23 protein-coding genes are annotated in these 22,607 nt (G+C 47.3%); 22 read left to right on the forward strand and 1 reads right to left on the reverse strand.

Annotated features, from left to right (window positions below; all coding sequences use genetic code 11):
- The first annotated feature begins 288 nt into the window (after positions 1-288).
- Positions 289-1,551 (forward strand): uracil permease, encoded by a 1,263-nt coding sequence (gene uraA, locus BN1938_RS07010; RefSeq protein WP_050639910.1) that lies wholly within the window; start codon positions 289-291, stop codon positions 1,549-1,551.
- A 203-nt stretch (positions 1,552-1,754) separates the two neighbouring features.
- On the opposite strand, the gene BN1938_RS07015 is transcribed toward uraA, so the two are convergent.
- Positions 1,755-2,975, reverse strand: coding sequence for an argininosuccinate synthase (locus BN1938_RS07015; RefSeq protein ID WP_050639911.1), 1,221 nt, complete (start codon positions 2,973-2,975; stop codon positions 1,755-1,757).
- Positions 2,976-3,297: 322 nt separating this feature from the next.
- Between BN1938_RS07015 and BN1938_RS07020 the strand changes: the two genes are divergently transcribed.
- The 21 genes from BN1938_RS07020 to BN1938_RS07130 all read left to right on the forward strand — a co-directional run bounded on the left by BN1938_RS07020 (position 3,298) and on the right by BN1938_RS07130 (position 22,539).
- Complete coding sequence (locus tag BN1938_RS07020; RefSeq protein ID WP_050639912.1) at positions 3,298-3,840, forward strand: sigma-70 family RNA polymerase sigma factor; 543 nt, start codon at positions 3,298-3,300, stop codon at positions 3,838-3,840.
- Complete coding sequence (locus BN1938_RS07025) at positions 3,824-4,903, forward strand: DUF4179 domain-containing protein (RefSeq protein ID WP_050639913.1); 1,080 nt, start codon at positions 3,824-3,826, stop codon at positions 4,901-4,903. The genes BN1938_RS07020 and BN1938_RS07025 overlap by 17 nt, the downstream gene beginning before the upstream one ends.
- 350 nt (positions 4,904-5,253) lie before the next feature.
- The gene (locus BN1938_RS07030) at positions 5,254-6,351 is read left to right on the forward strand and encodes a helix-turn-helix domain-containing protein (RefSeq protein WP_050639914.1); all 1,098 of its coding nucleotides are present in this window, start codon (positions 5,254-5,256) and stop codon (positions 6,349-6,351) included.
- A gap of 85 nt (positions 6,352-6,436) precedes the next feature.
- Positions 6,437-6,640: a PLDc N-terminal domain-containing protein gene (locus BN1938_RS07035; RefSeq protein WP_050639915.1), complete on the forward strand. Its 204-nt coding sequence runs from the start codon at positions 6,437-6,439 to the stop codon at positions 6,638-6,640.
- Positions 6,637-7,554, forward strand: a complete 918-nt coding sequence (locus tag BN1938_RS07040) for an ABC transporter ATP-binding protein (protein ID WP_050639916.1) — start codon at positions 6,637-6,639, stop codon at positions 7,552-7,554. Before BN1938_RS07035 ends, BN1938_RS07040 begins: the two co-directional genes overlap by 4 nt.
- Positions 7,551-8,318 carry an ABC transporter permease gene (locus BN1938_RS07045; protein ID WP_050639917.1) on the forward strand — a complete coding sequence of 256 codons (768 nt, stop codon included), beginning with the start codon at positions 7,551-7,553 and terminating at the stop codon, positions 8,316-8,318. The genes BN1938_RS07040 and BN1938_RS07045 overlap by 4 nt, the downstream gene beginning before the upstream one ends.
- A gap of 436 nt (positions 8,319-8,754) precedes the next feature.
- Positions 8,755-9,801: a threonine aldolase family protein gene (locus BN1938_RS07055; protein ID WP_050639919.1), complete on the forward strand. Its 1,047-nt coding sequence runs from the start codon at positions 8,755-8,757 to the stop codon at positions 9,799-9,801.
- Positions 9,798-10,346 carry a signal peptidase I gene (gene lepB / locus BN1938_RS07060; RefSeq protein ID WP_050639920.1) on the forward strand — a complete coding sequence of 183 codons (549 nt, stop codon included), beginning with the start codon at positions 9,798-9,800 and terminating at the stop codon, positions 10,344-10,346. Before BN1938_RS07055 ends, lepB begins: the two co-directional genes overlap by 4 nt.
- 30 nt (positions 10,347-10,376) lie before the next feature.
- Complete coding sequence (locus BN1938_RS07065) at positions 10,377-11,435, forward strand: hypothetical protein (protein ID WP_148487141.1); 1,059 nt, start codon at positions 10,377-10,379, stop codon at positions 11,433-11,435.
- Positions 11,432-11,956 carry a cysteine hydrolase family protein gene (locus tag BN1938_RS07070; RefSeq protein ID WP_050639922.1) on the forward strand — a complete coding sequence of 175 codons (525 nt, stop codon included), beginning with the start codon at positions 11,432-11,434 and terminating at the stop codon, positions 11,954-11,956. The genes BN1938_RS07065 and BN1938_RS07070 overlap by 4 nt, the downstream gene beginning before the upstream one ends.
- A 37-nt stretch (positions 11,957-11,993) precedes the next feature.
- Complete coding sequence (locus tag BN1938_RS07075; RefSeq protein ID WP_050639923.1) at positions 11,994-13,181, forward strand: iron-containing alcohol dehydrogenase; 1,188 nt, start codon at positions 11,994-11,996, stop codon at positions 13,179-13,181.
- Positions 13,182-13,208: 27 nt separating this feature from the next.
- Positions 13,209-13,484 carry a hypothetical protein gene (locus BN1938_RS07080; RefSeq protein WP_050639924.1) on the forward strand — a complete coding sequence of 92 codons (276 nt, stop codon included), beginning with the start codon at positions 13,209-13,211 and terminating at the stop codon, positions 13,482-13,484.
- Positions 13,485-14,102, forward strand: coding sequence for a pentapeptide repeat-containing protein (locus BN1938_RS07085; RefSeq protein WP_082202864.1), 618 nt, complete (start codon positions 13,485-13,487; stop codon positions 14,100-14,102).
- A 132-nt stretch (positions 14,103-14,234) separates the two neighbouring features.
- Complete coding sequence (locus BN1938_RS07090; protein ID WP_050639925.1) at positions 14,235-15,143, forward strand: helix-turn-helix transcriptional regulator; 909 nt, start codon at positions 14,235-14,237, stop codon at positions 15,141-15,143.
- An 82-nt stretch (positions 15,144-15,225) separates the two neighbouring features.
- Positions 15,226-15,681 (forward strand): GyrI-like domain-containing protein, encoded by a 456-nt coding sequence (locus BN1938_RS07095; RefSeq protein ID WP_050639926.1) that lies wholly within the window; start codon positions 15,226-15,228, stop codon positions 15,679-15,681.
- Position 15,682: 1 nt separating this feature from the next.
- A complete protein-coding gene (locus BN1938_RS07100; RefSeq protein ID WP_050639927.1) occupies positions 15,683-16,024 on the forward strand; it encodes a TfoX/Sxy family protein in 342 nt (113 codons plus the stop codon).
- Positions 16,017-16,658 carry a GyrI-like domain-containing protein gene (locus BN1938_RS07105; RefSeq protein ID WP_050639928.1) on the forward strand — a complete coding sequence of 214 codons (642 nt, stop codon included), beginning with the start codon at positions 16,017-16,019 and terminating at the stop codon, positions 16,656-16,658. Before BN1938_RS07100 ends, BN1938_RS07105 begins: the two co-directional genes overlap by 8 nt.
- Before the next feature lie 936 nt (positions 16,659-17,594).
- The gene (gene proB / locus BN1938_RS07110; protein ID WP_025657214.1) at positions 17,595-18,593 is read left to right on the forward strand and encodes a glutamate 5-kinase; all 999 of its coding nucleotides are present in this window, start codon (positions 17,595-17,597) and stop codon (positions 18,591-18,593) included.
- Entirely contained in the window at positions 18,565-19,815 is a 1,251-nt protein-coding gene (locus BN1938_RS07115) for a glutamate-5-semialdehyde dehydrogenase (protein WP_050639929.1), read from the forward strand. The genes proB and BN1938_RS07115 overlap by 29 nt, the downstream gene beginning before the upstream one ends.
- 1,126 nt (positions 19,816-20,941) lie before the next feature.
- The gene (argC, locus tag BN1938_RS07125) at positions 20,942-21,982 is read left to right on the forward strand and encodes an N-acetyl-gamma-glutamyl-phosphate reductase (protein ID WP_050639931.1); all 1,041 of its coding nucleotides are present in this window, start codon (positions 20,942-20,944) and stop codon (positions 21,980-21,982) included.
- 110 nt (positions 21,983-22,092) lie between these two features.
- A complete protein-coding gene (locus tag BN1938_RS07130; RefSeq protein WP_050639932.1) occupies positions 22,093-22,539 on the forward strand; it encodes a GNAT family N-acetyltransferase in 447 nt (148 codons plus the stop codon).
- Positions 22,540-22,607 lie beyond the last annotated feature (68 nt).

Genomic DNA, 22,607 nt, shown 5'->3' on the forward strand with positions numbered 1-22,607 from the left:
TTGCTGAACCCAGCGCGGGAAATCATCAGATTTCCCGTGATGTGTTCAGCGTACCCGCCTATCCGGCATCGGGTGTTCTAGAATCACTTAGCAGCATGGGTGCATATCGCAACGGCATATACAGCCCCAGCACCTCCCCGGCCTCCCTGTCATAAAGCGTCCCCATCCGTCGACTAGGCTAAAGCTAGCCGACTAAATCCCAATTTGTTGTTTTTGTATACAGAATTTTGTGGTACAATAGTAAAGATAAAAAATTTTAAAAGGAACAAGAGAGAAATGGAGGGCTATATGGAAAGTAAGAAAATTATTCAGGTAGAAGAAAAAGTACCGATTAAGATGCTGGTGCCCCTGAGCATTCAGCATATGTTTGCGATGTTCGGGGCATCAGTTCTGGTTCCATTTATATTTGGAATCAATCCGGCAATTGTACTATTTATGAACGGTATCGGAACACTGTTATTTATCTTAATTACAAAGGGGAAAGCACCGGCTTATCTTGGCTCCAGCTTTGCATTCCTGGCACCGGCGGGAATTGTTATCAGCAAATGGGGCTATAATTATGCGCTGGGCGGCTTTGTAGTCGTGGGCTTCTTTGGCTGTATCCTGGCTTTGATTATTTATAAATTCGGTTCGGACTGGATCGACGTTGTGCTGCCCCCGGCTGCTATGGGCCCTGTTGTGGCCCTGATCGGACTGGAACTGGCAGGAACGGCGGCCTCAAACGCGGGACTGCAGGATGAGGTCATTAATCCGAAAAATGTAATCGTATTCCTGGCAACGCTGCTGACGGCAGTGATCGGATCTGTGGTATTTAGAAAATTCCTGTCCGTTATACCGATTCTGGTTGCAATCATTGTGGGCTATGTGGCCGCCCTGCTCTGCGGCATCGTGGACTTTACCGAGGTGGGCGCCGCGACTTGGCTGGCCATCCCTAATTTTGCGGCTCCAAAATTCAAATGGGAGGCAATTGTGATTATTCTGCCCGTGCTTCTGGTCATTGCATCGGAGCATATCGGGCATCAGATTGTAACGAGTAAGGTTGTGGGCAGAGATCTCTTAAAGGATCCCGGACTTCACCGCTCTCTTTTTGCGGATAACTTTTCAACTATGATTTCCGGATTTATCGGTTCCGTGCCTACCACAACATACGGGGAAAATATCGGCGTTATGGCAATCACCAAAGTATACAGTGTTTATGTCATAGGAGGAGCGGCAGTGCTCTCCATCGTGTGTTCCTTCATTGGGAAAATGACCACACTCATCAGTACCATCCCGGGTCCGGTAATCGGAGGGATTTCCTTCCTGCTGTATGGAATGATCGGCGCATCCGGTATCCGTATTCTGGTAGAGGCACAGGTGGATTACGGCAAATCCAGAAACATGGCAATGACATCCGTAATTTTCGTAACAGGACTTTCCGGTATATCCGTTCAGTTTGGAAGCATCCAGCTGTCCGGAATGGTTCTTGCCTGCGTCGTGGGGATGCTGATGGGGCTGATGTTCTTTATCCTGGACAAGCTGAAACTGACAAACGACAGAGAGGAAGCATAGAGCGTGTCTGAAAAGTCATTGTCATGATATGGACTCACTCTGGCGTGTCTGAAAGGTCTTTGCCCAATATGCCTGACATCTTAGCAGTAAGTTAATAATAAAAATGATCTATAGAGAAAAAGAAGTTCTGATATGCGGGCATGCCGCCGTATCAGAACTTCTTTTCTTTTTATGTACCATAAGCTCCCGTAGGATGCCATTCTCTACAGTTTTTGCTCCTGCATCTTCATAGCGCGTACTTTAAGCGGTAGTCCAAACAGGTTAATGAATCCTTCTGCATCGTGATGGTCATATAATTCTCCGGTTGTAAAGCTTGCCAGTGATTCGCTGTACAGTGAATATGGAGAAGTCGTGCCTGCTTTGATGATATTTCCTTTATACAGTTTAAACTTCACTTCGCCGGTTACATACTGCTGTGTCACATCCACAAAAGCCTGGATTGCTTCGCGCAGAGGAGTAAACCATTTTCCTTCATATACGATCTGGGCAAATTTGTTGCCCATGTCTTTCTTAACCTCATAGGTGGCGCGATCCAGTACAAGTTCTTCCAGCTGGTCATGAGCCTCCATCAGGATCGTTCCGCCGGGAGTCTCATAAACACCGCGGGACTTCATGCCGACTACACGGTTCTCTACGATATCTACAATGCCGATACCATGCTTTCCGCCGAGAACGTTAAGCTCTGTAATAATGTCGGACACCTTCATGTCTTTTCCATTCAGGCTCTTCGGTACGCCTGCCTCAAATGTCATTGTCACATATTCCCCTTCATCCGGAGCTTTTTCCGGGGAAACTCCCAATACTAAAAGATCGTCATAATTTGGCTCGTTGGCCGGGTCCTCCAGTTCCAGTCCTTCATGGCTGATGTGCCATAAGTTCCTGTCACGGCTGTAGCTGTGCTTTGCATCGAACGGAAGATCAATTCCATGCTGATGGCAGTATTCGATCTCATCTTCACGGGACTGCATGGTCCAGACGTCTGTCATACGCCATGGTGCGATGATCTTAAGATCCGGTGCAAGTGCCTTGATGCCAAGTTCAAAACGAATCTGGTCGTTGCCTTTTCCGGTTGCGCCGTGGCAGATAGCAGTAGCTCCTTCCTTACGCGCGATTTCGACAAGTCTTTTTGCGATAACAGGACGTGCCATGGAAGTACCAAGCAAATACTTATTCTCGTATACGGCGCCCGCCTTAACGCACGGCATAATATATTCGTCACAGAATTCATCAATAATGTTCTCTATGTATAATTTAGAAGCGCCTGATAACTTAGATCTTTCTTCCAGTCCGTCCAGTTCTTCTCCCTGCCCGCAGTCGATACAGCAGCAGATAACCTCATAATCAAAATTCTCTTTTAACCAAGGTATGATCGCGGTAGTGTCGAGCCCGCCTGAATACGCTAATACAACTTTTTCTTTACTCATTTCATTTGCCTCCTAATGTATCTTGTTATATTATTGTTCACTTAATTTTTGTGATGCCCTTGTTTAAGCTAAAACATACTATACACCATATTTTATAATTATGCAATAGAAAACGTAAAAAAATTAAATATATACATTAAATACAAATAAATATGCATAAAATTGCTGTGAATATGCATGTTTTATGCATAACAGGCCCTTCTGGAGCATGAAAATGAATATATTTATTTGTAACCTTTTTCAGCACCTAAAGGTCTAACTAATGTAAAATAAAAAAGAATGCGGGAAGCTTCTTCTTTGCCGGAAAGGAAAAGGTGAACAGATGGATGAAGAGATGAGGAACACAAAGCTTGCGAAAAAGGCAGTGCGGGGAAATGCCGATGCCTATGGGCAGCTGATAACGAAATATCAGGAATATCTGTATAAAATGGCGTTTCTCTACATGAAAAATCAGCAGGATGCGCTTGATGTGGTGGGAACTACTATATTAAAGGGGTTTCAGAATATTAAAACTCTGAAGAACCCGGAATGGTTCAAAACATGGATAACCAGAATTTTAATTAATACAGCAAACGATGAATTGAAAAAGATTGTATATTTCACCGATATAGAGGACGTCAGGATATTAAAGCAGAATAAAGGTGTATCACTGGAAGAAAAGTGCGACTTGGAAAATGCCGTGAACCGTCTGCCAGAAAAATACAGGGTAGTTATAATCCTGAAATATTTTAGCGGATTGTCTGTAAATGAAATCGCATACGCCATAGAGGCGCCGGTTGGAACAGTTAAGGCATATCTGAGCAGAGGCCGTGATGAACTGAAAAAATATTTAAAGGAGGATTATTTGCATGCAGATCATATTTAACAACATAAAAGTTCCAAAAGAAGAACTAAACGCTGTAGTAGAGAAAAATATGGAGCAGATTCAGAGACAGTGCCACAGAAAAAAAGTACGAACAATCCTGGCAGGATGCAGTGCAGCAGTGATTCTGGCCGCGGCCGGCATAGGCTTTTGTGCAATGAATCCGGTCCTGGCGGAACAGATTCCATTGATTGGACATTTATTTGAAAGAGTGGAAGATAAGCAGAGATACCCCGGAGAACTCAGCAAGGATGCGGAGCCGGTCCATGAGGGTAATGTCAGTGAGTCCGGCGGGATCAAGATGACTCTGTCGGAAATATACTGCAATACAGAAGCAATCAACATATCGGTGCTGGTCGAATCAAAAGAGCCGTTTCCGGAGATCAAGCATGATGCAGACCAGACCGCCGGGGACAAGACAATCAGTTATCAGTATCTGGATCTGGAAGAGCATTTTGACTTCATGCCTGAGAGCCTGCAGGAATCCGTACAAGTGAACGGGGAGTATCTGGACGACCATACTTTTGCCGGCGGTTTCAGGATTGAATTTAATCTGGGTGAACTGAGCCAGGTGGAAATCCCCGATAACTTTCATCTGGATCTATCAGTAAACGCGATTCATATACTGAGCAATTCTCTCGAAAAAGAGGCCAGCCAACTGTCCGGGGACACACCTTGGGAATTCTCCGTAGACGTATCTAAGGACAGTGAACAGACCGTCACAAAAGAAATCAATCAATACGCACCGAATGGTTCGGGTGTCGGAACGGTTTCCAAAACACCATACGAAATCATTCTCAATGGCACCTTTAGTGAAGAACATAAAGTAACTGACGAACCGTTACAGATGGTCATTTTGGACGCGGATGGAAAATATATGCCGGACAAAGGCGGAATTATGCTGCCGATTAAGGATCATAACGTATCAAAAATAACATTATATTACTATCCAGTGGCATCAGAAGAAGAGTTTATAGCAATCCAGGAGCGGTACCGCGATGATGACTTCGAACAATTTATAAAAAGCAAAGCAACCTTCCAAATTCAAGTTGATTTTCAGGAGTGAGTGTATGTAATTGGAAGGGCGCCGCCGTCTCCGGACACAGGGGTGACTGGAGGCGGCGGATGGCTGTAAGCTGGAGTATGGCAAAAAAGAAAGAGAACAGGGGTAGCCCTGGACACATCACCTGAAGCTTTGATGGTTTGAGGTGCTGAGTCCGGGGCTGTCCCTGTTTTCCTTCTTATTTACCGTACTCCATTTAGGCAGGGGGGAATCTTCTTAACAAAATTAACTGTTGGTTAATTTTGTTCATAGAATTTAACGAGCGGTCTGTTGTGGGAGTTTGGTTGTTCTGCTATGCTATAGGAGAAATAGGAAATACTATATTATTTAAAATTTATTTGTAGGAGGCGGATATGAAAATACACGATGTGATCCGGAGTAAGAGAAAGGAAATGGGGCTGACCCAGGAGGAACTGGCCAGGTATATTGGGGTATCGGCTCCGGCGGTGAATAAATGGGAAAAGGGGCTGAGCTATCCGGATATTACGCTGCTTCCTGTTCTGGCGGCATACTTTAATCTTAGTATTGACGATCTGATTGGGTATGAGCCGCAAATGGTGAAGGAAGACATCAAGAAGCTGTACCGCAGGCTTGCGGACAGATTTGTGAAAGATCCATTTGAGGAGGTTAAGGCAGAGTGCGATGGATATATTAAAAAGTATTACTCCTGTTTTCCATTGCTTTTGCAGATGGCGCTTCTTTTAATGAATCATTATCATCTGGCGGAAAAACCACAGGAAGTTATGGATGAGATCACAGAACTGCTGGACCGTATCACTGAGGAGAGTAAAGATATACATCTCGCCAAGAATGCGGCAATGCTAAAATGTGGCTGCCATCTTATGGAGAGACAGCCCGAGGAGATTCTGGATATACTGGGGGAAGAGATTCTGCCGGTCTCACAGGAAGCGGAAATGCAGGCCCAGGCATATCAGCTGAGGGGAAACCGGGATAAAGCTTTACAGGCAGTACAGATCTCGATGTACCAGCATTTGCTCTATCTGATCGGCGATGCATCTATGCATATCGCATGGCAGCAGGAAGAATCTGCGAAGACGGAAGAGATCATAAGGCGGACACTGGCAGTAGCAGACATATTTCATATGGATCATCTGCATTTTAACACCATTGTCCAGGTATACCTTGCATCCGCCCAGTATTACTGTATTACAGCAAACTCGGAAGAAGCCATAAAAATGCTGGAACGCTACACCGACTGTGTGTATATGCAGGAAACACCGATCAAATTACACGGAGATGACTATTTTGATAAAGTGGACGGCTGGCTGTCGGAACTTGCGCTTGGAAAAGATGCTCCCCGCGGTGATGCGGCCATTCGGCAGAGCATTTATCAGGCGGTAGAGGCAAACCCATTGTTTGCATGCCTTAGGGATAACCCACTTTATAAACGGATTATGAAAAGGCTGGAGGAGTACAGCAGGGGAGATTAAGACGGTTCATGAGTACCACGGTGTTTTGGTTCCGTGGCGGCATGAATTGGAAAAACGAAGAATAACAACAAAAAGGAGTAAGAAGATGAATACTTTATATGAATATTTTCCGATTTTGCTTCCGGTGATTATTATAGAACTGATATTAATGGTGACGGCTCTGATTCATGTGCTGCGCCATCCTAATTACCGGTTTGGCAACCGGGTGGTCTGGATCGTGATCGTGGTGTTTATTCAGATTGCAGGTCCTATTGTTTATTTCTTATTTGGAAGAGGGGAAGACGAATGAATGTACTGGAAATTACCGGCTTGAAGAAAAAATTTGGTTCCCATCAGGTTTTGGATGGATTATCAATAGCAGTGCCGGAACACTCGGTTTTTGGATTTCTGGGCAAAAACGGAGCGGGAAAAACGACTACGATGAAGATCGTGCTTGGCCTGCTGCAATCCGATGGCGGAGAGGTCCGTGTGCTTGGAGAAAAGTCTGAATACGGGGAAAACGCGGCAAACCGTTTTATCGGGTATCTGCCGGATGTTCCGGAATTCTACAGCTACATGACGCCGGTGGAATACCTAAGACTGTGTGGACAAATTACCGGGATGAAAGAAAAACAGATCCGGCTCAAGACAGAAGAACTACTGGAGCTTGTAGGTCTGAAGGGCGTCAAAAAAAGAATCGGCGGATTTTCCAGGGGCATGAAGCAGCGTCTTGGAATCGCCCAGGCGTTGTTCAACGAGCCGAAGCTGCTGATCTGTGATGAACCGACCTCCGCACTGGATCCGGTTGGACGGCGGGAAGTGCTGGATATAATGGAGCAGGTCAAAGACAAGACGACCGTGATCTTTTCTACCCATGTACTGACGGATGTCGAAAGAATCTGTGACAGGGTAGCGGTATTGAACAACGGAAAGACAGTCATGGAAGGCAGACTGGATGAAATACGGGAAATGCACCGTAAAAATGCGCTGCTGATCGAATTTGAGAGAAAAGAGAGTCTGCAGAGGTTTACACATGAGCCGGCCTTCAACAAACTGCTGGCATCGTCAAGGCAGGAGGGCAGCCAGATTATCATAGAGGCGGCGGACATTGAGCAGGCCGAGTCCGAACTCATCCGGGGACTGAATGAGACCCAGATCATGCCCTCCAGACTGGAAATATTGGAGCCGTCACTGGAAGGACTGTTTATGGAGGCAATACAATGAGAGCATATACGGCATTTACAAAAAAAGAATTTACAGAGTTTACAAGAACATATAAACTGATGATTCTGGGCCTGGTATTTTTATTTTTTGGAGTCATGAGCCCTTTGGCAGCAAAGTACATGCCCGAAATCATTAGCGAGTTCATGCCTGCCGGGATGGAGATTGCACTTACCACCCCAACGGCGCTGGATGCCTGGATGCAGTTCTTCAAAAACGTATCACAGATGGGTCTGTTTGTGGCAGTCATTCTCTTTGGCGGCATCATGTCCTCAGAGTATTCCAGGGGCACACTGGTCCACATGCTGACAAAAGGACTGCCCAGAAGGACTGTAGTCCTGGCAAAGTTCACGGCCGCGTCCCTGCTCTGGACCGCAGCCTATCTGCTGTGTTTTGGAACAGCTTATGGGTACACATGGTATTTCTGGAGGGCTGATGCCGGCATGGAAGGCCTTTATGTGGCTATTGCAGCGACATGGCTGTACGGAATCTTCCTGCTGTCCATAACAATCCTGGGCAGTGTCCTGTTCAGAAATTCCTACGGATGCCTTTTGTTCACCGGAATAGCAGTTGTTCTCCAGATCCTGCTGAACATGATCCCAAAGATAAAAGAATTCAACCCTATGGAACTCATCACAGAAGGGACTCCGCTGCTGCAGGGCCAGGTCGAGTCCACCTTCTTTCTGAAACCCACGATCGTGGGATGTATAGGAATCCTCATCTGTGTCATACTGTCCTGTATCATATTTAATAAGAAGAAGCTTTAGGCGGAATTGCATTTGAATGGATGGGGGCGCTGTCCGGAATCGTAATAGGGCTCTTCTGGATGCGGAATTGTGGTGTAACAGCACTGCGAAAGACGCATCCAGAAGAGCCCTATTACGATTCCGGACAGCGCCCTCATCCAATCGGGAAAAATAACGTTCCTTACCGGCTGGAATACAGGCCGGTAACAGCGGGGCCGAACAGGCTTTCCAGCCATTTTCATCCTCCTTTTCTATTTTAAAGGATGGAAAAAGGGAATGAGGCGTAGTATAATCTATTTATCTAATTTTTTTCATGAATAAATCAAAATTAGAGGCAGCGTCGGGCGGGAAAAAATCGGTATCCCACATTGACATGGGGCCAATTTACACATCTGTATAAGATGCCTCCGTACTCTGTGAAATAACCGAGCGTAGATTGAAACAAGGAGACTGGAAGATGATTTTTTTTAATTGTGACTACACGGAAGGTGCTCATCCAAAGGTGATGGACAGGCTTTTAGAGACAAATTTGGTACAGACGGATGGGTATGGGGAAGATCCGTACTGCATGCGGGCAAGGGAGATAATACGGGGACTTTGTGGGAATCATTCACTGGATGTACATTTTCTGGTTGGAGGGACACAGACGAATCTTACCGTTATATCGGCTGCACTGCGGCCGCATCAGGGGGTTCTGGCAGCGGAATCCGGGCACGTTAATGTGCATGAGACGGGGGCAATTGAATCCTGCGGGCATAAGGTGCTGACGCTTCCCTCAGCGGACGGGAAGATTACGGCACAGCAGGTGGAGAAGTCCTATAAAGGGCATATGGAGGATGAAAGTTTCGAACATTGTGTCCAGCCGAAGTTGGTATATATCTCTAATCCAACGGAAATGGGTACGTTGTATACAAGAGCAGAGCTGGAAAGCCTGGCCGGTGTATGCAGGGAGAATGGACTGTATTTGTTTATGGATGGGGCAAGATTGGGATACGGGCTTTCTGCAGCAGGCAATGACTTGGATCTGAAAACGATTGCCGGACTGTGCGATGTATTTTACATTGGAGGAACAAAAGTGGGCGCTCTGTTCGGGGAAGCCGTGGTGATTGCAAATCCGGGCCTGAAGGAGGATTTCCGCTATATTATGAAACAGAAGGGGGCGATGCTGGCAAAGGGCAGGCTTTTGGGGCTGCAGTTCCAGGCGCTCCTGGAAGACGGGCTTTATTTTGCAATCGGAAAGCGGGCCAATGAACTGGCGGACGAGATTCGCAATGCCTGCAGGAGGGCAGGGTATCCGTTTCTGGTTGAAAATACAACCAATCAGGTGTTTGCGGTTATGCCGGATGAGAAGCTGGAACAATTGAAAGAGAAGTATGTCTTTTGTTATCAGCAGAGAATAGACGATACGCACAGTGCCGTCCGGTTCTGCACCAGCTGGGCGACAATACCGGAAAACGTGAGAGCGCTTGCGGATGACATTTCAGGAAAAGGAGAATTAGGATGAAAGAGACAGATAACAAAAAAGTATGGACCCGGAAGGAGATTATTCATGAGGTGCTGGAATACTCGAAGGTGATTATTTTTGCCGTCGCTTTTTCTTTTCTGCTGAATAAGACACTGATTACCAACGCGCAGGTTACATCTGGATCTATGGAGAATACGGTGATGACAGGAAGCCGTGTGTTAGTCAACCGTCAGGCCTATCTGTTCCAGGATCCGCAGAGAGGTGACATCATTTCTTTTTATTATCCGGATGATGGGGAAACGGAGTATATGAAGCGGATTGTCGGTTTGCCGGGAGAAACGATCGAGGGCAGAGACGGCGCCGTTTATATCGATGGAGTTATGCTGGAAGAACCCTATATACGGGAAGTATCTTATGAGGATTTTGGCCCCTATGAGATCCCGGAGGACGCTTATTTTATGATGGGGGATAACCGCACCAATTCCTGGGATTCCAGATACTGGCTGAACAAGTTCCTTCACAGAGAGGCAATTATTGGAAAGGCGGAATTTGAATACTACCCTGAGATAAAATCTTTTCACTGATTACGACTACAAAGGAGGAGTTAACGATGTTTGAATCGGAAAGGAAATGGTATGCAAGTATACTTTGATACATCTCTTTGGCTGTCAAAGAAGGGAAGACCATGTAAGGTCCGGCAGGATACGGATGCTGTATTTACAGAGGGGGGACTGACGCGCTGTGTCCCTACAGTATACTGCTTTAAACAGGGAATTGTCTTTGACATTCTCACTGTGGTAGAAGAGAAGGAAATCGCTGAATATTTTGAAAAATATAAAGGCTGGGAGAAAAAAGCTGATTCGCTCTCCGATACGCAGGTACAGCAGATCATGCAGGAAAATCCGTATCAGAACGTGGCCTTAAAGGGAATCTGGCTGAATGGAGAAAAGGAACAGGATATATCCTTCAGCAGTACGGGATATCTGCCTTTGGTCCGGGAGGAAGAGTCCCGCAGCATGATCCGGGAAATCATAGAGGCTTATTCCGATTATCTGGGGGAGGCGGCATGTTTTTTCTGTCAGCGTGTTTGTGTAAAGACAAAGCAGGATTTTACTGTCTGTACGCTAAACAGTATCAGGCTGGAAGTGGACAGGAAGCATAAGATCTATGTTCTGGACGAGGAGACCTCGGCGGCTCCGGGAGAGGAGGGATGTATGCAGTTCATCCACCCTCTTACCCATATCAGACACAGGGTCTATATTTATGATGCGAAGAAACTGGATGCTCCGGGAGTATTCGACGGCAGGCTGGAATATTCCCTTGCGACGGCGGAGATCGTGCCCGGATTGGGAAAAGACGAGCAGCTGAAGTTTGGATCATCAATGTCCTGTACGGCTTCTGATAAGAAGAAAGGGGCGGTGTCCATTGTCGGCGGCCAGTCGTCCGGGCCGGTATCCGTATTTTTTGCCGGCAGGAAGTCGGAACAGAAGAGCCGGTACGGTGGAGATATGCAGCCTTGCTTTTCCAAGCCTTACTGGAAAGACGAACGGGATTCCATGTCTGGGAAGTTCTGCTTAACAGGGCTGGAATGCCTTGTGGAAGAAGAACAGATTATAGATCTGTTTCCGGACGAGCAGCCAGGCGGGCAGGAGAGAAGAGGAGGAAGAGTATGAAAGTATTAGTGGTTATCGACATGCAGAATGATTTTATAGACGGCGCACTGGGAACGGCGGAGGCGCAGGCCATCGTGCCCAAAGCGGCAGAGAAGATCAGGGGATTTGAAGGCAGGGTTCTGGCAACCAGGGACACCCACGGGGAGGGATATCTGAACACGCAGGAAGGGGAAAAGCTTCCGGTGACACATTGTGTCCGGAATACACCAGGCTGGCAGATCCATCCGGAGATCGCCGCACTGCTCAAGGAACAGCCGGTTGATAAGCCGACATTCGGCAGCATAGGGCTGGGCCAGCTGCTGTCAGCTTATCATAAATACCAGGAACCCATAGAGAACATTACACTGATCGGTGTCTGCACAGACATCTGCGTGATATCCAATGCACTCCTCTTAAAGGCATATATGCCCGAGGTTCCGGTGATCGTGGACGCATCGTGTTGTGCCGGGGTGACGCCGGATACGCACAGGCAGGCGCTGGAGGCTATGAAAGTGTGCCAGATTGATATCGTCAATGAATAGATGATAAATGAAAAGAAATGAGAAGGAGAACCTGAATATGAACAATTTTCAATATTATACCCCAACCAAGGTTGTGTTTGGCCGGGGGACGGAGGAAGAGACGGGAAATCTGGTCCAGGCCTATGGATGCAGAAAGGTTCTGGTGCATTACGGCAGCGGGAGCGTGAAAAGGACAGGGCTGCTGGAACGGATCTGCAGGTCTCTTAAGGAGGCTGGGATCGCATATACTACGCTGGGAGGCGTCGTACCCAATCCACACTTATCCCTTGTATATGAGGGGATCGAACTGTGTAAAAAGGAAGGGGTTGACTTTATCCTGGCCGTAGGAGGCGGGAGCGCAATTGATTCGGCAAAGGCGATCGGATATGGAGTAGCGAATGAGGGCGATGTATGGGATTTTTATGACAGGAAAAGACAGGCGGCAGCGTGTCTGCCGATCGGAGCCGTTCTCACCATTGCAGCGGCCGGATCGGAGATGAGCGATTCTTCCGTCATAACAAATGAAGAAGGCTGGATAAAACGAGGGTACAGCAGCCCGTACAGCAGGCCCCGTTTTGCAGTGATGAACCCGGAACTGACAATGACGCTGCCCGAATACCAGACCATGAGCGGCTGCGTGGATATCATGATGCATACGATGGAGCGCTATCTGAACCGTGCGGAGAATATGGATCTGACGGACGGCATCAGCGAACATTTGCTGCGCACGGTTATGAAGCATGCAGCTATACTTCTGAAGGATCCGGAGAATTATGAGTCAAGGGCGGAAGTCATGTGGGCGGGAAGCCTTTCTCACAATGGGCTGACCGGCTGCGGTACGGACGGCGGTGACTGGGCCTCCCACCAGATCGAGCATGAACTGGGCGGCATGTTTGACGTTGCACATGGCGCAGGACTGGCAGCAGTGTGGGGCAGCTGGGCAAGGTACGTTGTATCGGAAAGGCCCGGGCGGTTTGCGAAGCTCGCCGTAAATGTTATGGGAGTGGCTGACTGCGGAGACGATATGCAGACGGCTTTAAAGGGAATTGAGGCTATGGAAGCATTTTACCGTTCTATAAATATGCCTGCCTCTCTGAAGGAACTGGGGATAGACCCGACCGACGCACAGATGAAGGAGATGGCGGAAAAGTGTTGTTTTTGGGGGCGGCGGACCGTGGGATGCATAAAGGCGCTGCAAGCAGAAGATGTTTATAAGATATATCAGGAGGCACGGGTAGGAAAATAATACAATAAAGAAGGCAGGAGGAATGAGATGGGCAGAACAAGAAAATTCATACCCATATGGGACAGAACCGAAGTCTTTTTTACGATGGATATGGGGGAGTTTGCAAAGGCAGAAAGGATTCTGAGCAGTCATAAGATCCCCTACCGGTCAAAGATTGTGCGCCACACCACCAGGAATAATCAGATGCTGGGGAGAATCGGAGAAAATGAAAACTGCAACGCGACTTATGCAGTGTACACAGAAAAAAAGAATGCGGAGGAGGCAAAATACCATTTGTGTCAGGAAATGGGCCGTCAGAAGTAAATGGGAACCAGTCATATTTTATCAGAAGAGATAGCCTGTGCGAGACAGGATGAGATGCCGGTTGAAAACCGGAGTTATACAGATGAGACAGTGACAGGAGCGGATATACACAAAGTAGAATTCGTGGCAGTAAAATTTGAAAGGTGCAGGTTTGTGGAATGCGACTTTACGGGGGCGGGCTTTTACCAGGCCCGCCTGGAAAAATGTGATTTTTCCAACTGTATATTCACCGGGAGTTATTGGAAAGATACGAATATCATCGAGTGCAAAGGAAACGGCAGCAGGTTTGACCGCGCCGTCTTTAAGAAAACGGGCCTGCAGGATACACAGCTGAATATGGTTAATTTCGGGCAGAGCCTTTGGGAGAACTGCTGTGCTCAGTTGTGCAGTTTTCGGGAGGCGTTTTTTTCGGAGGTCAAACTAAAGAAGACCGGTTTTTGCAAATGTGATTTCACAAAGGTAGATTTTTTCAGAACCGGGCTCAAGGGGATTGACTTCTCCGACAGTACGATTGAGGGCATCATGGTATCGGACAGTTACCGGGAAGTGGCAGGTATGAAGATCAACATGTTCCAGGCGGCGGAGATGGCAAAGCTACTGGGCGTAAAGATTGTATAAACAATGGCATTCCGTGTAACAGTTCAGGCAGGCCAGAACTGTTACGCATCCAGCCCATAGAAATTCGCCTGCGGCATAACTGATGAATAAGAAATAGCTGCAGATTAATATATAACAGAGGAGCAAAGAGAGATGAAGATAGACCGACTAATTGGAATATTATCCATCCTGCTCCAGCAGGAGAAGGTAACGGCCCCTTATCTGGCGGAAAAGTTTGAGGTATCCAGGCGGACGATCAACCGGGATATTGAGGCGCTGTGCCAGGCGGGCATTCCGCTTGTGACGACACAGGGAAGCGGGGGCGGTATCTCCATTATGGATGGGTACCGGATTGACAGGACGCTGCTTACTTCCTCGGATATGCAGGCCATCCTGGCCGGACTGAGAAGCCTGGACAGTGTGGCCGGAAGCAGCCGGTACCAGCAGCTGATGGAGAAACTGTCCGTGGGCAATTCAAGCGTGCTGAAGTCAAATCAGCATATCGTGATTGATCTGTCCTCCTGGTATAAGGTGTCTCTGGCTCCGAAGATCGAACTGATCCAGTCTGCGATTGACAGAAAAGAGAAGATTCGATTTGATTATTATGGCCCGGGCGGCGACAGCACCAGAGAGATTGAACCGTATCTGCTCGTCTTCCAGTGGGCTTCCTGGTATGTCTGGGGATACTGCCTCGACAGGGAGGATTACCGGATGTTTAAGTTGAATCGGATCCTGGAATTAAGAACCACAGGAGAGCGGTTCGAAGGGCGCACCCTGCCTGAGTTCAGGATTGAGAATGAGGCGGTTTTTCCGGCACAGCTTAAGGTAAAGGCACTGTTTGACCCGTCCATGAAGTGGCGCCTGATTGAAGAATATGGGATCGACAGCTTTCAGGTGCAGCCCGACGGAATGCTGCTTTTTCAGTTTGGCTTTATGGATCAGGAAAGCGTGTTCGGCTGGCTTTTGAGCTTCGGAGACAGGGCGCAGCTTCTGGAACCGGCCGGACTTCGCAGGAAAATGCAGGAAATGCTTGGGAGAATGTCTGAAAAATATCGGGATTAAATGAAAATCAAATATGACATATAGGTGTCATGTTCCCTGTGGTAAACTCTTATTATCAATAAAAGGAAAGAGGAAGACTAACATGGAATATGAAATCTTAGATATGAAAGAAAAGATAGCAGCAGGACTGGCTGCCAGAACGAACAATGCGTCTCCAGATATGGGAGCCGTGATCGGCGGGCTCTGGCAGCGTTTTTATGGGGAAGGGATTTATGACCTGATTCCGGGAAAAACGAATGGTAAGGCACTGGGGATTTATTCGGAATATGCGGCTGATGAAAAAGGGGACTATACGATTACGGTGGCCTGTGAAACCGACGGGACAGGGGAATTGCCGGAGGGGACATCTGTAACTGTGATTCCGGCCGGGAAGTACGCCAGATTCATTGTAAAAGGAGAAATGCACGAGGCAGTGGCAAAGTTCTGGCAGAAGCTCTGGGAAATAGATCTGCCCAGGACCTATGTCTGTGATTATGAGGAATACCAGAATAGTGATATGGAGCAGGCTGAAATTCATATGTATATAGGAGTAAAATAAAATGGCATCCAGTTTGGAATACGTAGAATATGTGGCCGGACAGATTGGCCAGGCAGGAAATATAAGTTATAAAAAGCTATTTGGAGAGTATGGGCTTTGGTGCGACGGCAAATTTTTCGGGACAGTGGAGGACAACCAGTTTTATGTCAAGATGACGCAGGCGGGGCACGAAATGCTGCCGGACGCAGAGCCTGCTGCTCCGCACGGCGGAACTCCGGGGATGTACCTGGTGGAAGATCTGGAGGATACACTGTTTTTAAAAGAGCTGGTCAGTAGAACCTGTGAGGAGCTGCCCGAACCAAGGAAAAAGACGGCAGGAAAGAAGGCGAAGAATCATGGATAAAGTAGATTATAAGAAATCCGAGAAAGAATTGTATTATCCGAAGAAAACCCCTTCTGTTATAGAGATACCTGAGATGGTATTTATTATGACGGATGGAAAAGGAAATCCGAACACATCGGAGAGTTATGCGCAGGCAATGGAGATTCTGTACGGCCTTTCCTATACGATCAAGATGAGCAAAATGAAGGGAAATCAGCCGGCAGGTTATTTTGAATATGTGGTGCCGCCGCTGGAAGGCCTGTGGAGTGTGGAAGGAGCAGAATTCGACGGATTGAATATCACGGACAAAGACAAGTTCTGCTGGACCTCCATGATACGACAGCCTGAATTTGTGACGGAAGAAGTCTTTGAATGGGCCAGGGGAGAGCTTCAAAAAAAGAAGCCGGAACTGGACTTTTCCAACACCAGGCTGGAACGGTACCGGGAAGGGCTGTGCTGTCAGGTCATGCATCTTGGGCCCTATGATGATGAGCCTGCAACGATCGTAAAGATGGAAGAATATATCCGGGATAACGGATATATTACCGACATTACGGATCAGAGACGTCATCATGAAATCTATCTGGGTGACCCGAGAAAAACAAAACCGGAAAATTTAAAGACAGTAATCCGTCACCCGGTGAGGAAAAACTAGGAAAAATGTTTGGAATTTATAACCAGTTAATAATTTTTGTGTTCACCTTGAAAACAGAATAGAGACGGCGATAGACTGGCGTTCATTTAGACTGCCTTCTAGTTTTGGGGACATGAGAAAATCCCCCAAATTCCTTGACAAATCAGGAAATGTGAGTAAAATAAAACAAAACAGGAGTAACTAACATACACACGAATGATTGGAGTTGTAGTGATGAAAGCAAAACATAACAGTCTTGACATCATGAATCAGTTTAATCAGACTCTGCCGCTTGCTGACAGCGTTGTTTTTATGCCGTGCGTTCCAAGTCCCCTTGGGGTATGCGCATAGTATAAAAATGAATAATGACAGTTAAGAGGATATCGTTGTGCTGATCGTTTGATATGGATAGAATGCAAAGGATGGGAGTATGGCAATATGCTTCCATCCTTTTTCTGTAGAGTGCCTTAGGAGAACCGAATGAGGTTTCAGGTGCGGAAAAACCTTACAGAAAAGCCATTGAACGGGAGAGACGGAAGATATATCCGGCTCTCCTTTTTTATATAATAGGAAAATGCTCTGCACTTTCCTATTATATAAAAAGCCCTCCGGGCGGGATGCACACGCCGCGATAAGGTAAATAGCCGCAAGGCGGCATCGCGGCGGCGCCAAAGCGTGCAAGCCCCTCATGAGTGAGGGGTTGGGGAGCCCCTGTGGGCTTGCCCACTTTGTTCTGATATAGGAAATTCCTCTGGAATTTCCTATATCAGAAAACCCTCAGGGGGATGCACACGCCGCGATAAGGTAAATAGCCGCAAGGCGGCATCGCGGCGGCGCCAAAGTGTGCAAGCCCCTCATGAGTGAGGGGTGGGAAGCCCCTGTGGGCTTGCCCACTTTGTTCTGATATAGGAAAATGAATAGCACTCTCAAAAAGGAAAATGAGGAAGGTTAAACGCTATGGATAGAAAAGAAATTCTGCAAAATAAGAAAAGAATCGTAATAAAAGTAGGAACGACTACGATTACGTATGATGAAACTGGTAATATTAATCTGGATAAACTGGAGAAGTTTGTGAGGATACTGATTAATCTGCGCAACAAAGGAAGGGAGGTTATCGTGGTATCTTCCGGTGCGGTTGGAATCGGAAGAAATGTGCTGGGGCTGCAGCAGAAGCCGGAGAGCGAGGCTGCCAAGCAGGCATGCGCGGCGGTCGGGCAGGGAAGACTTATGATGATTTATGAAAAACTGTTTAATGAATACAGCCAGCTGACTGCACAGGTGCTTCTGACAAAGGAATCCATTACCAATGAGGAGTGCCGCAAGAACGCCCGCCAGACATTTGACGAACTGTTCCGCATGAAGGTTGTTCCTATTGTAAATGAAAATGATGCCATATCTGTGGATGAACTTTCATATGGTAACTTTGGAGACAATGACACACTTGCGGCATATGTGGCGAAGCTGGTGGATGCAGATCTGCTCATTCTGATGTCCGATATCGATGGACTTTATACCGATGACCCCAAGAAGAACCCGAATGCAAGATTTATCCATACGGTGGTGGGCATTGATGAGGAACTGGAGAAAATGGCAAAGGGCGCCTCCAATGATATGGGTACCGGTGGAATGGCAACGAAGATCGGAGCCGCAAAGATCGCTACCGCATCCGGTGCGGACATGGTGATCGCCAACGGCAGGAATATTTATACGATCAATGACATTATGGCCGGTAAGAAGATCGGCACCTTATTTTTATCCAGAGAGCACGGGATCGAACTAAAGAATGAATTGGCCCCGGAACGGGCACAATACCGCAGGCAGGCAAAAAAACAAAAGAAAGAGAATCAGAAAGAAGACGAAACAAAATCCATGTATCATATGGAACAGGAGACTATGGGAGTATCAATGAATCTGATAGGAGGCAGTTATGGGCAGTTATATGGAAACATTGGGTAACAGGGCAAAAGCAGCATCCCGGGAGGCAGCAGCGCTGGGAACGGAGGAAAAAACCCGCGGGCTTCTGTCCGTAGCCGAGGAACTATGCCAGGAGACAGAACGGCTTTTAGAGGAAAATGAAAAAGATGTCAAAGCGGCAGAAGAGAACGGAATGAAAAGTTCTCTGGTTGACCGTCTGCGTCTGACAGAACAGAGAATTATGGATATGGCAGAAGGGCTGAGACAGATTGCGGCGCTGGAAGATCCGGTTGGTGAGGTTCTTTCTATGAAAAACAGGCCAAACGGCCTGCGCATCGGGAAAAAGAGAGTTCCGCTCGGTGTAATCGGGATTATATATGAATCCCGTCCAAATGTAACAGCAGACGCATTTGGCCTGTGTTTTAAAACAGGGAATGCGGTCATACTACGGGGCGGCAGTGATGCGATTAACTCGAATAAAGCAATCGTGCATGCCGTAAAAGAGGGTCTCAGAAAAGAGAAGCTTCCCCAGGACCTGATCCTGTTGGTGGAGGATACAGGACGGGAGACCGTCTATGAGATGATGAAGCTCCACGGATACATTGACGTGCTGATACCGAGAGGCGGCGCCGGGCTGATTGCCAGCGTTGTGCAGAACAGCACCGTGCCGGTGATAGAGACAGGCACCGGGAACTGTCATATTTATGTAGATGAGTGTGCAGATCTGAACATGGCCACAGACATTATCGAAAATGCAAAGACACAGCGCATGGGTGTATGCAATGCCTGCGAATCGCTGGTGGTCCATGACCATGTGGCAGCCCAGGTGATCCCCATGATCGTAAGCCGCTTAAAAATGCACAACGTGGAGATCAGAGGGGATGAGAAAGCATGCGGTTACAGTGCGGATATTATCCCCGCAGATGAGGAAGATTGGGGAACCGAATATCTGGACGCAGTGATTTCCATAAAAGTGGTAAACTCACTGGATGCTGCCATCCGGCATATCAATACTTATAACACAGGTCATTCCGAGTCTATTATCACCGATTGCTATGACCACGCACTTAAATTCCAGGATGAAATCGACGCAGCGGCTGTCTATGTAAATGCATCCACCAGATTTACCGATGGATTTGAATTTGGCTTTGGGGCGGAGATAGGAATCAGTACACAGAAACTGCATGCGAGAGGGCCGATGGGGCTTGAGGCGCTGACAACAACAAAATATATCATATTTGGGAACGGACAGATTCGAAACTGAATCGGATTTAGCGACGAGCTTTAGCCTCGGCGCGGATGGGGACGCTCCATAAAGGGATAGCCGAAAACCTCCCGGAGAACATCCATGTCCTTTCAAAAACGCGGCCGCGGACCTAAGAAATTCTAGGCGGGAAACAGCCCTGAAAATGGAGCACCACTGACACATCACGAGAAATCCGATGATTTCTCGCGCTGGGTCAGCTGATTTTTGGATTCGGAATCCAAAAATCTCTCCATTTTCAGGGCTGTTTCCCACCAAGAATTTCTAAGGCCCGCTTAGAGCGTTTTTGAAAGGACATGGATGTTCTCCGGGAGGCTTTCAGCTATCCCTTCATGGAGCTGGTGCATCCAACCGGCAGGAAAAGGACTCGTACCTAAGGTAGGGCCTCAAACGGGGGCAGCGTATGGATATTGAATTGGCGGGACTTTTATGTCCCCAGTAGGTGTACATAAGCAAGGGGATACGGTTCCAGTATCAAGATAATTCAATACACATCTTGAAGATGAAAAGACATGCATAGCCCATCCACATCCGCTGTCCTGGTCGGGGATCCCAACCGGTTGGCGAGCTTTCCTGCCGATTGGATGAGCCAGCTTTATGACAGGGAGGCCGGGGAGGTGCTGGGGCTGTATATGCCGCTGAGAAATGCTGGAGTGCGCTTAGTGCTTCTTGAACAGCCGATGCCGGATAGACGGGGAAAAACTTGATCTCCAAATCAAGTTTTTACTGAACCCAGCGCGGGAAATCATCAGATTTCCCGTGATGTGTTCAGTGTACCCGCCTATCCGGCATCGGGTGTTCTAGAAGCACTTTGCAGCATGGGTGCATATCTCAGCGGCATATACAGCCCCAGCACCTCCCCGGCCTCCCTGTCATGAAGCGTCCCCGTCCGTCGACAAGGCTAAAGCTTGCCGACTATATCCCAATTTGAAAATATTTCTGGATGGGGGTTGCATAATATACAATATAGATGTATAATTATGCAAGTGTTATTTTTGTTTATGCATAAGATATATACAATTTTGCAGTCGTTACGTATTTCTGATGAGAAAACGGGCAAACACTTTACTTCATTGAAAAAGTGGTATATGATTATGAACTAGAAGCGTGAAAGGAAGAGATAGATATGATTAAAGTAGGAATTATTGGATCTACCGGGTATGCGGGCGGTGAGCTTGTCAGGATTTTAACGGCACATAAAGATGCAGAAATTGTTTGGTATGGGTCCAGAAGTTATATAGACAAAAAATATGCAGATGTTTATCAGAATATGTTTCAGATTGTGGATGCGGTCTGCATGGATGATAATATGGATGAGCTTGCGGAGCAGGTGGATGTTATCTTTACCGCCACACCCCAGGGGCTGTGTGCATCGCTGGTCAGTGAGGATGTACTGTCTAAAGTGAAGATCATTGATCTGAGCGCAGATTTTAGGATTAAAGATGTATCCGTATATGAGAAGTGGTATGGGATACAGCATAAAAGCCCTCGTTTTATTGAGGAAGCGGTATACGGGCTTTGTGAGATTAACAGGGAAGATGTAAGAAAGGCCAGGCTGGTGGCAAATCCGGGGTGTTATACAACTTGTTCCATACTGACGGCCTATCCTCTGGCAAAAGAGGGGCTGATCGATATGAGTACTCTGATTATAGATGCTAAATCCGGAACCTCCGGGGCCGGAAGGGGGGCAAAGCTTCCTAATCTATACTGCGAAGTGAATGAGAACATCAAGGCTTACGGTGTGGCTGCGCACAGACATACGCCGGAGATTGAGGAGCAGCTGGGTTATGCTGCGGGAGAACAGGTGGTTCTGAACTTTACGCCTCACCTTGTACCCATGAACAGAGGGATTCTGGCTACAGAGTATGCAAAGCTTGTAAAAAATGTAACATATCAGGAGATAAAAGCTGTTTATGATACATATTATGCGGACGAGAAATTTGTCCGGGTACTCGACGAGGGGATCTATCCGGAAACGAAGTGGGTGGAAGGAAGCAATTATGTGGATATCAACTTTAAGATTGACGACAGGACAGGACGCATCATTATGATGGGGGCTATAGACAATCTCGTGAAGGGCGCAGCAGGGCAGGCGGTTCAGAATATGAATCTGATGTTCGGTCTGAAGGAATCCGAAGGACTGGAACTGGTGCCGATGTTCCCATAGGCGCATGAACGGAAGATATCCTGGATGCAAGCGATTCAGGGGGCGAAAAATGGCAGGGACAGCCAGATGATAACAGGGATGGCTCTAATAGAGATCGAGAGGAAGAAGAAATGGTACGGACAATGACAATAGAGGATTATGACGGCGTGTATGCCCTTTGGAAAAGGATCAGGGGTTTTGGACTGCGGAGCATTGACGATTCCAGAGAGGGGGTTGCCAGGTTTCTGAAGAGAAATCCCACAACAAGCGTGGTGGCTGAAGTGGACGGCCTGATCGTAGGAAGTATCCTGTGCGGGCACGACGGACGGCGGGGGTGTCTTTATCATGTATGTGTAGATGCTGCATACCGGAGGCGCGGTATTGGAAAGGCTATGGTTGTTAAGGCAATGGAAGAACTGCGCAGAGAAGAGATCAGCAAGGTTTCTTTGATTGCATTTACCAAAAACGACGTGGGGAATGCATTCTGGAACACAATTGGGTGGACAGAGCGGCTGGATTTGAATTATTATGATTTTGTGTTAAATGAGAAGAACATTACCGCATTTAATGAACAATAGAAGTACACAGTTTAATGAATAATAGACGTACACATATCAGGGTATTCGATTCATTTGACATGCCTGTT

The sequence above is a fragment of the Eubacterium sp. SB2 genome, assembly GCF_001244405.1.
GTDB lineage: Bacteria > Bacillota > Clostridia > Lachnospirales > Lachnospiraceae > Faecalicatena > Faecalicatena contortus_B.

What these genes read in the sequence shown, in the direction of transcription:
- BN1938_RS07070 (WP_050639922.1), top strand. Translation starts at nt 11,432, where the DNA reads ATGAAAGTATTAGTGGTTATCGACATGCAGAATGATTTTATAGACGGC.
- BN1938_RS07015 (WP_050639911.1), bottom strand. Translation starts at nt 2,975, where the DNA reads ATGAGTAAAGAAAAAGTTGTATTAGCGTATTCAGGCGGGCTCGACACT.
- BN1938_RS07095 (WP_050639926.1), top strand. Translation starts at nt 15,226, where the DNA reads ATGGAATATGAAATCTTAGATATGAAAGAAAAGATAGCAGCAGGACTG.
- BN1938_RS07045 (WP_050639917.1), top strand. Translation starts at nt 7,551, where the DNA reads ATGAGAGCATATACGGCATTTACAAAAAAAGAATTTACAGAGTTTACA.
- BN1938_RS07115 (WP_050639929.1), top strand. Translation starts at nt 18,565, where the DNA reads ATGGGCAGTTATATGGAAACATTGGGTAACAGGGCAAAAGCAGCATCC.
- BN1938_RS07130 (WP_050639932.1), top strand. Translation starts at nt 22,093, where the DNA reads ATGGTACGGACAATGACAATAGAGGATTATGACGGCGTGTATGCCCTT.
- BN1938_RS07030 (WP_050639914.1), top strand. Translation starts at nt 5,254, where the DNA reads ATGAAAATACACGATGTGATCCGGAGTAAGAGAAAGGAAATGGGGCTG.
- BN1938_RS07020 (WP_050639912.1), top strand. Translation starts at nt 3,298, where the DNA reads ATGGATGAAGAGATGAGGAACACAAAGCTTGCGAAAAAGGCAGTGCGG.
- uraA (WP_050639910.1), top strand. Translation starts at nt 289, where the DNA reads ATGGAAAGTAAGAAAATTATTCAGGTAGAAGAAAAAGTACCGATTAAG.
- BN1938_RS07090 (WP_050639925.1), top strand. Translation starts at nt 14,235, where the DNA reads ATGAAGATAGACCGACTAATTGGAATATTATCCATCCTGCTCCAGCAG.
- BN1938_RS07055 (WP_050639919.1), top strand. Translation starts at nt 8,755, where the DNA reads ATGATTTTTTTTAATTGTGACTACACGGAAGGTGCTCATCCAAAGGTG.
- BN1938_RS07025 (WP_050639913.1), top strand. Translation starts at nt 3,824, where the DNA reads ATGCAGATCATATTTAACAACATAAAAGTTCCAAAAGAAGAACTAAAC.
- lepB (WP_050639920.1), top strand. Translation starts at nt 9,798, where the DNA reads ATGAAAGAGACAGATAACAAAAAAGTATGGACCCGGAAGGAGATTATT.
- BN1938_RS07100 (WP_050639927.1), top strand. Translation starts at nt 15,683, where the DNA reads ATGGCATCCAGTTTGGAATACGTAGAATATGTGGCCGGACAGATTGGC.
- proB (WP_025657214.1), top strand. Translation starts at nt 17,595, where the DNA reads ATGGATAGAAAAGAAATTCTGCAAAATAAGAAAAGAATCGTAATAAAA.
- BN1938_RS07040 (WP_050639916.1), top strand. Translation starts at nt 6,637, where the DNA reads ATGAATGTACTGGAAATTACCGGCTTGAAGAAAAAATTTGGTTCCCAT.
- BN1938_RS07080 (WP_050639924.1), top strand. Translation starts at nt 13,209, where the DNA reads ATGGGCAGAACAAGAAAATTCATACCCATATGGGACAGAACCGAAGTC.
- BN1938_RS07085 (WP_082202864.1), top strand. Translation starts at nt 13,485, where the DNA reads ATGGGAACCAGTCATATTTTATCAGAAGAGATAGCCTGTGCGAGACAG.
- BN1938_RS07035 (WP_050639915.1), top strand. Translation starts at nt 6,437, where the DNA reads ATGAATACTTTATATGAATATTTTCCGATTTTGCTTCCGGTGATTATT.
- BN1938_RS07105 (WP_050639928.1), top strand. Translation starts at nt 16,017, where the DNA reads ATGGATAAAGTAGATTATAAGAAATCCGAGAAAGAATTGTATTATCCG.
- argC (WP_050639931.1), top strand. Translation starts at nt 20,942, where the DNA reads ATGATTAAAGTAGGAATTATTGGATCTACCGGGTATGCGGGCGGTGAG.
- BN1938_RS07075 (WP_050639923.1), top strand. Translation starts at nt 11,994, where the DNA reads ATGAACAATTTTCAATATTATACCCCAACCAAGGTTGTGTTTGGCCGG.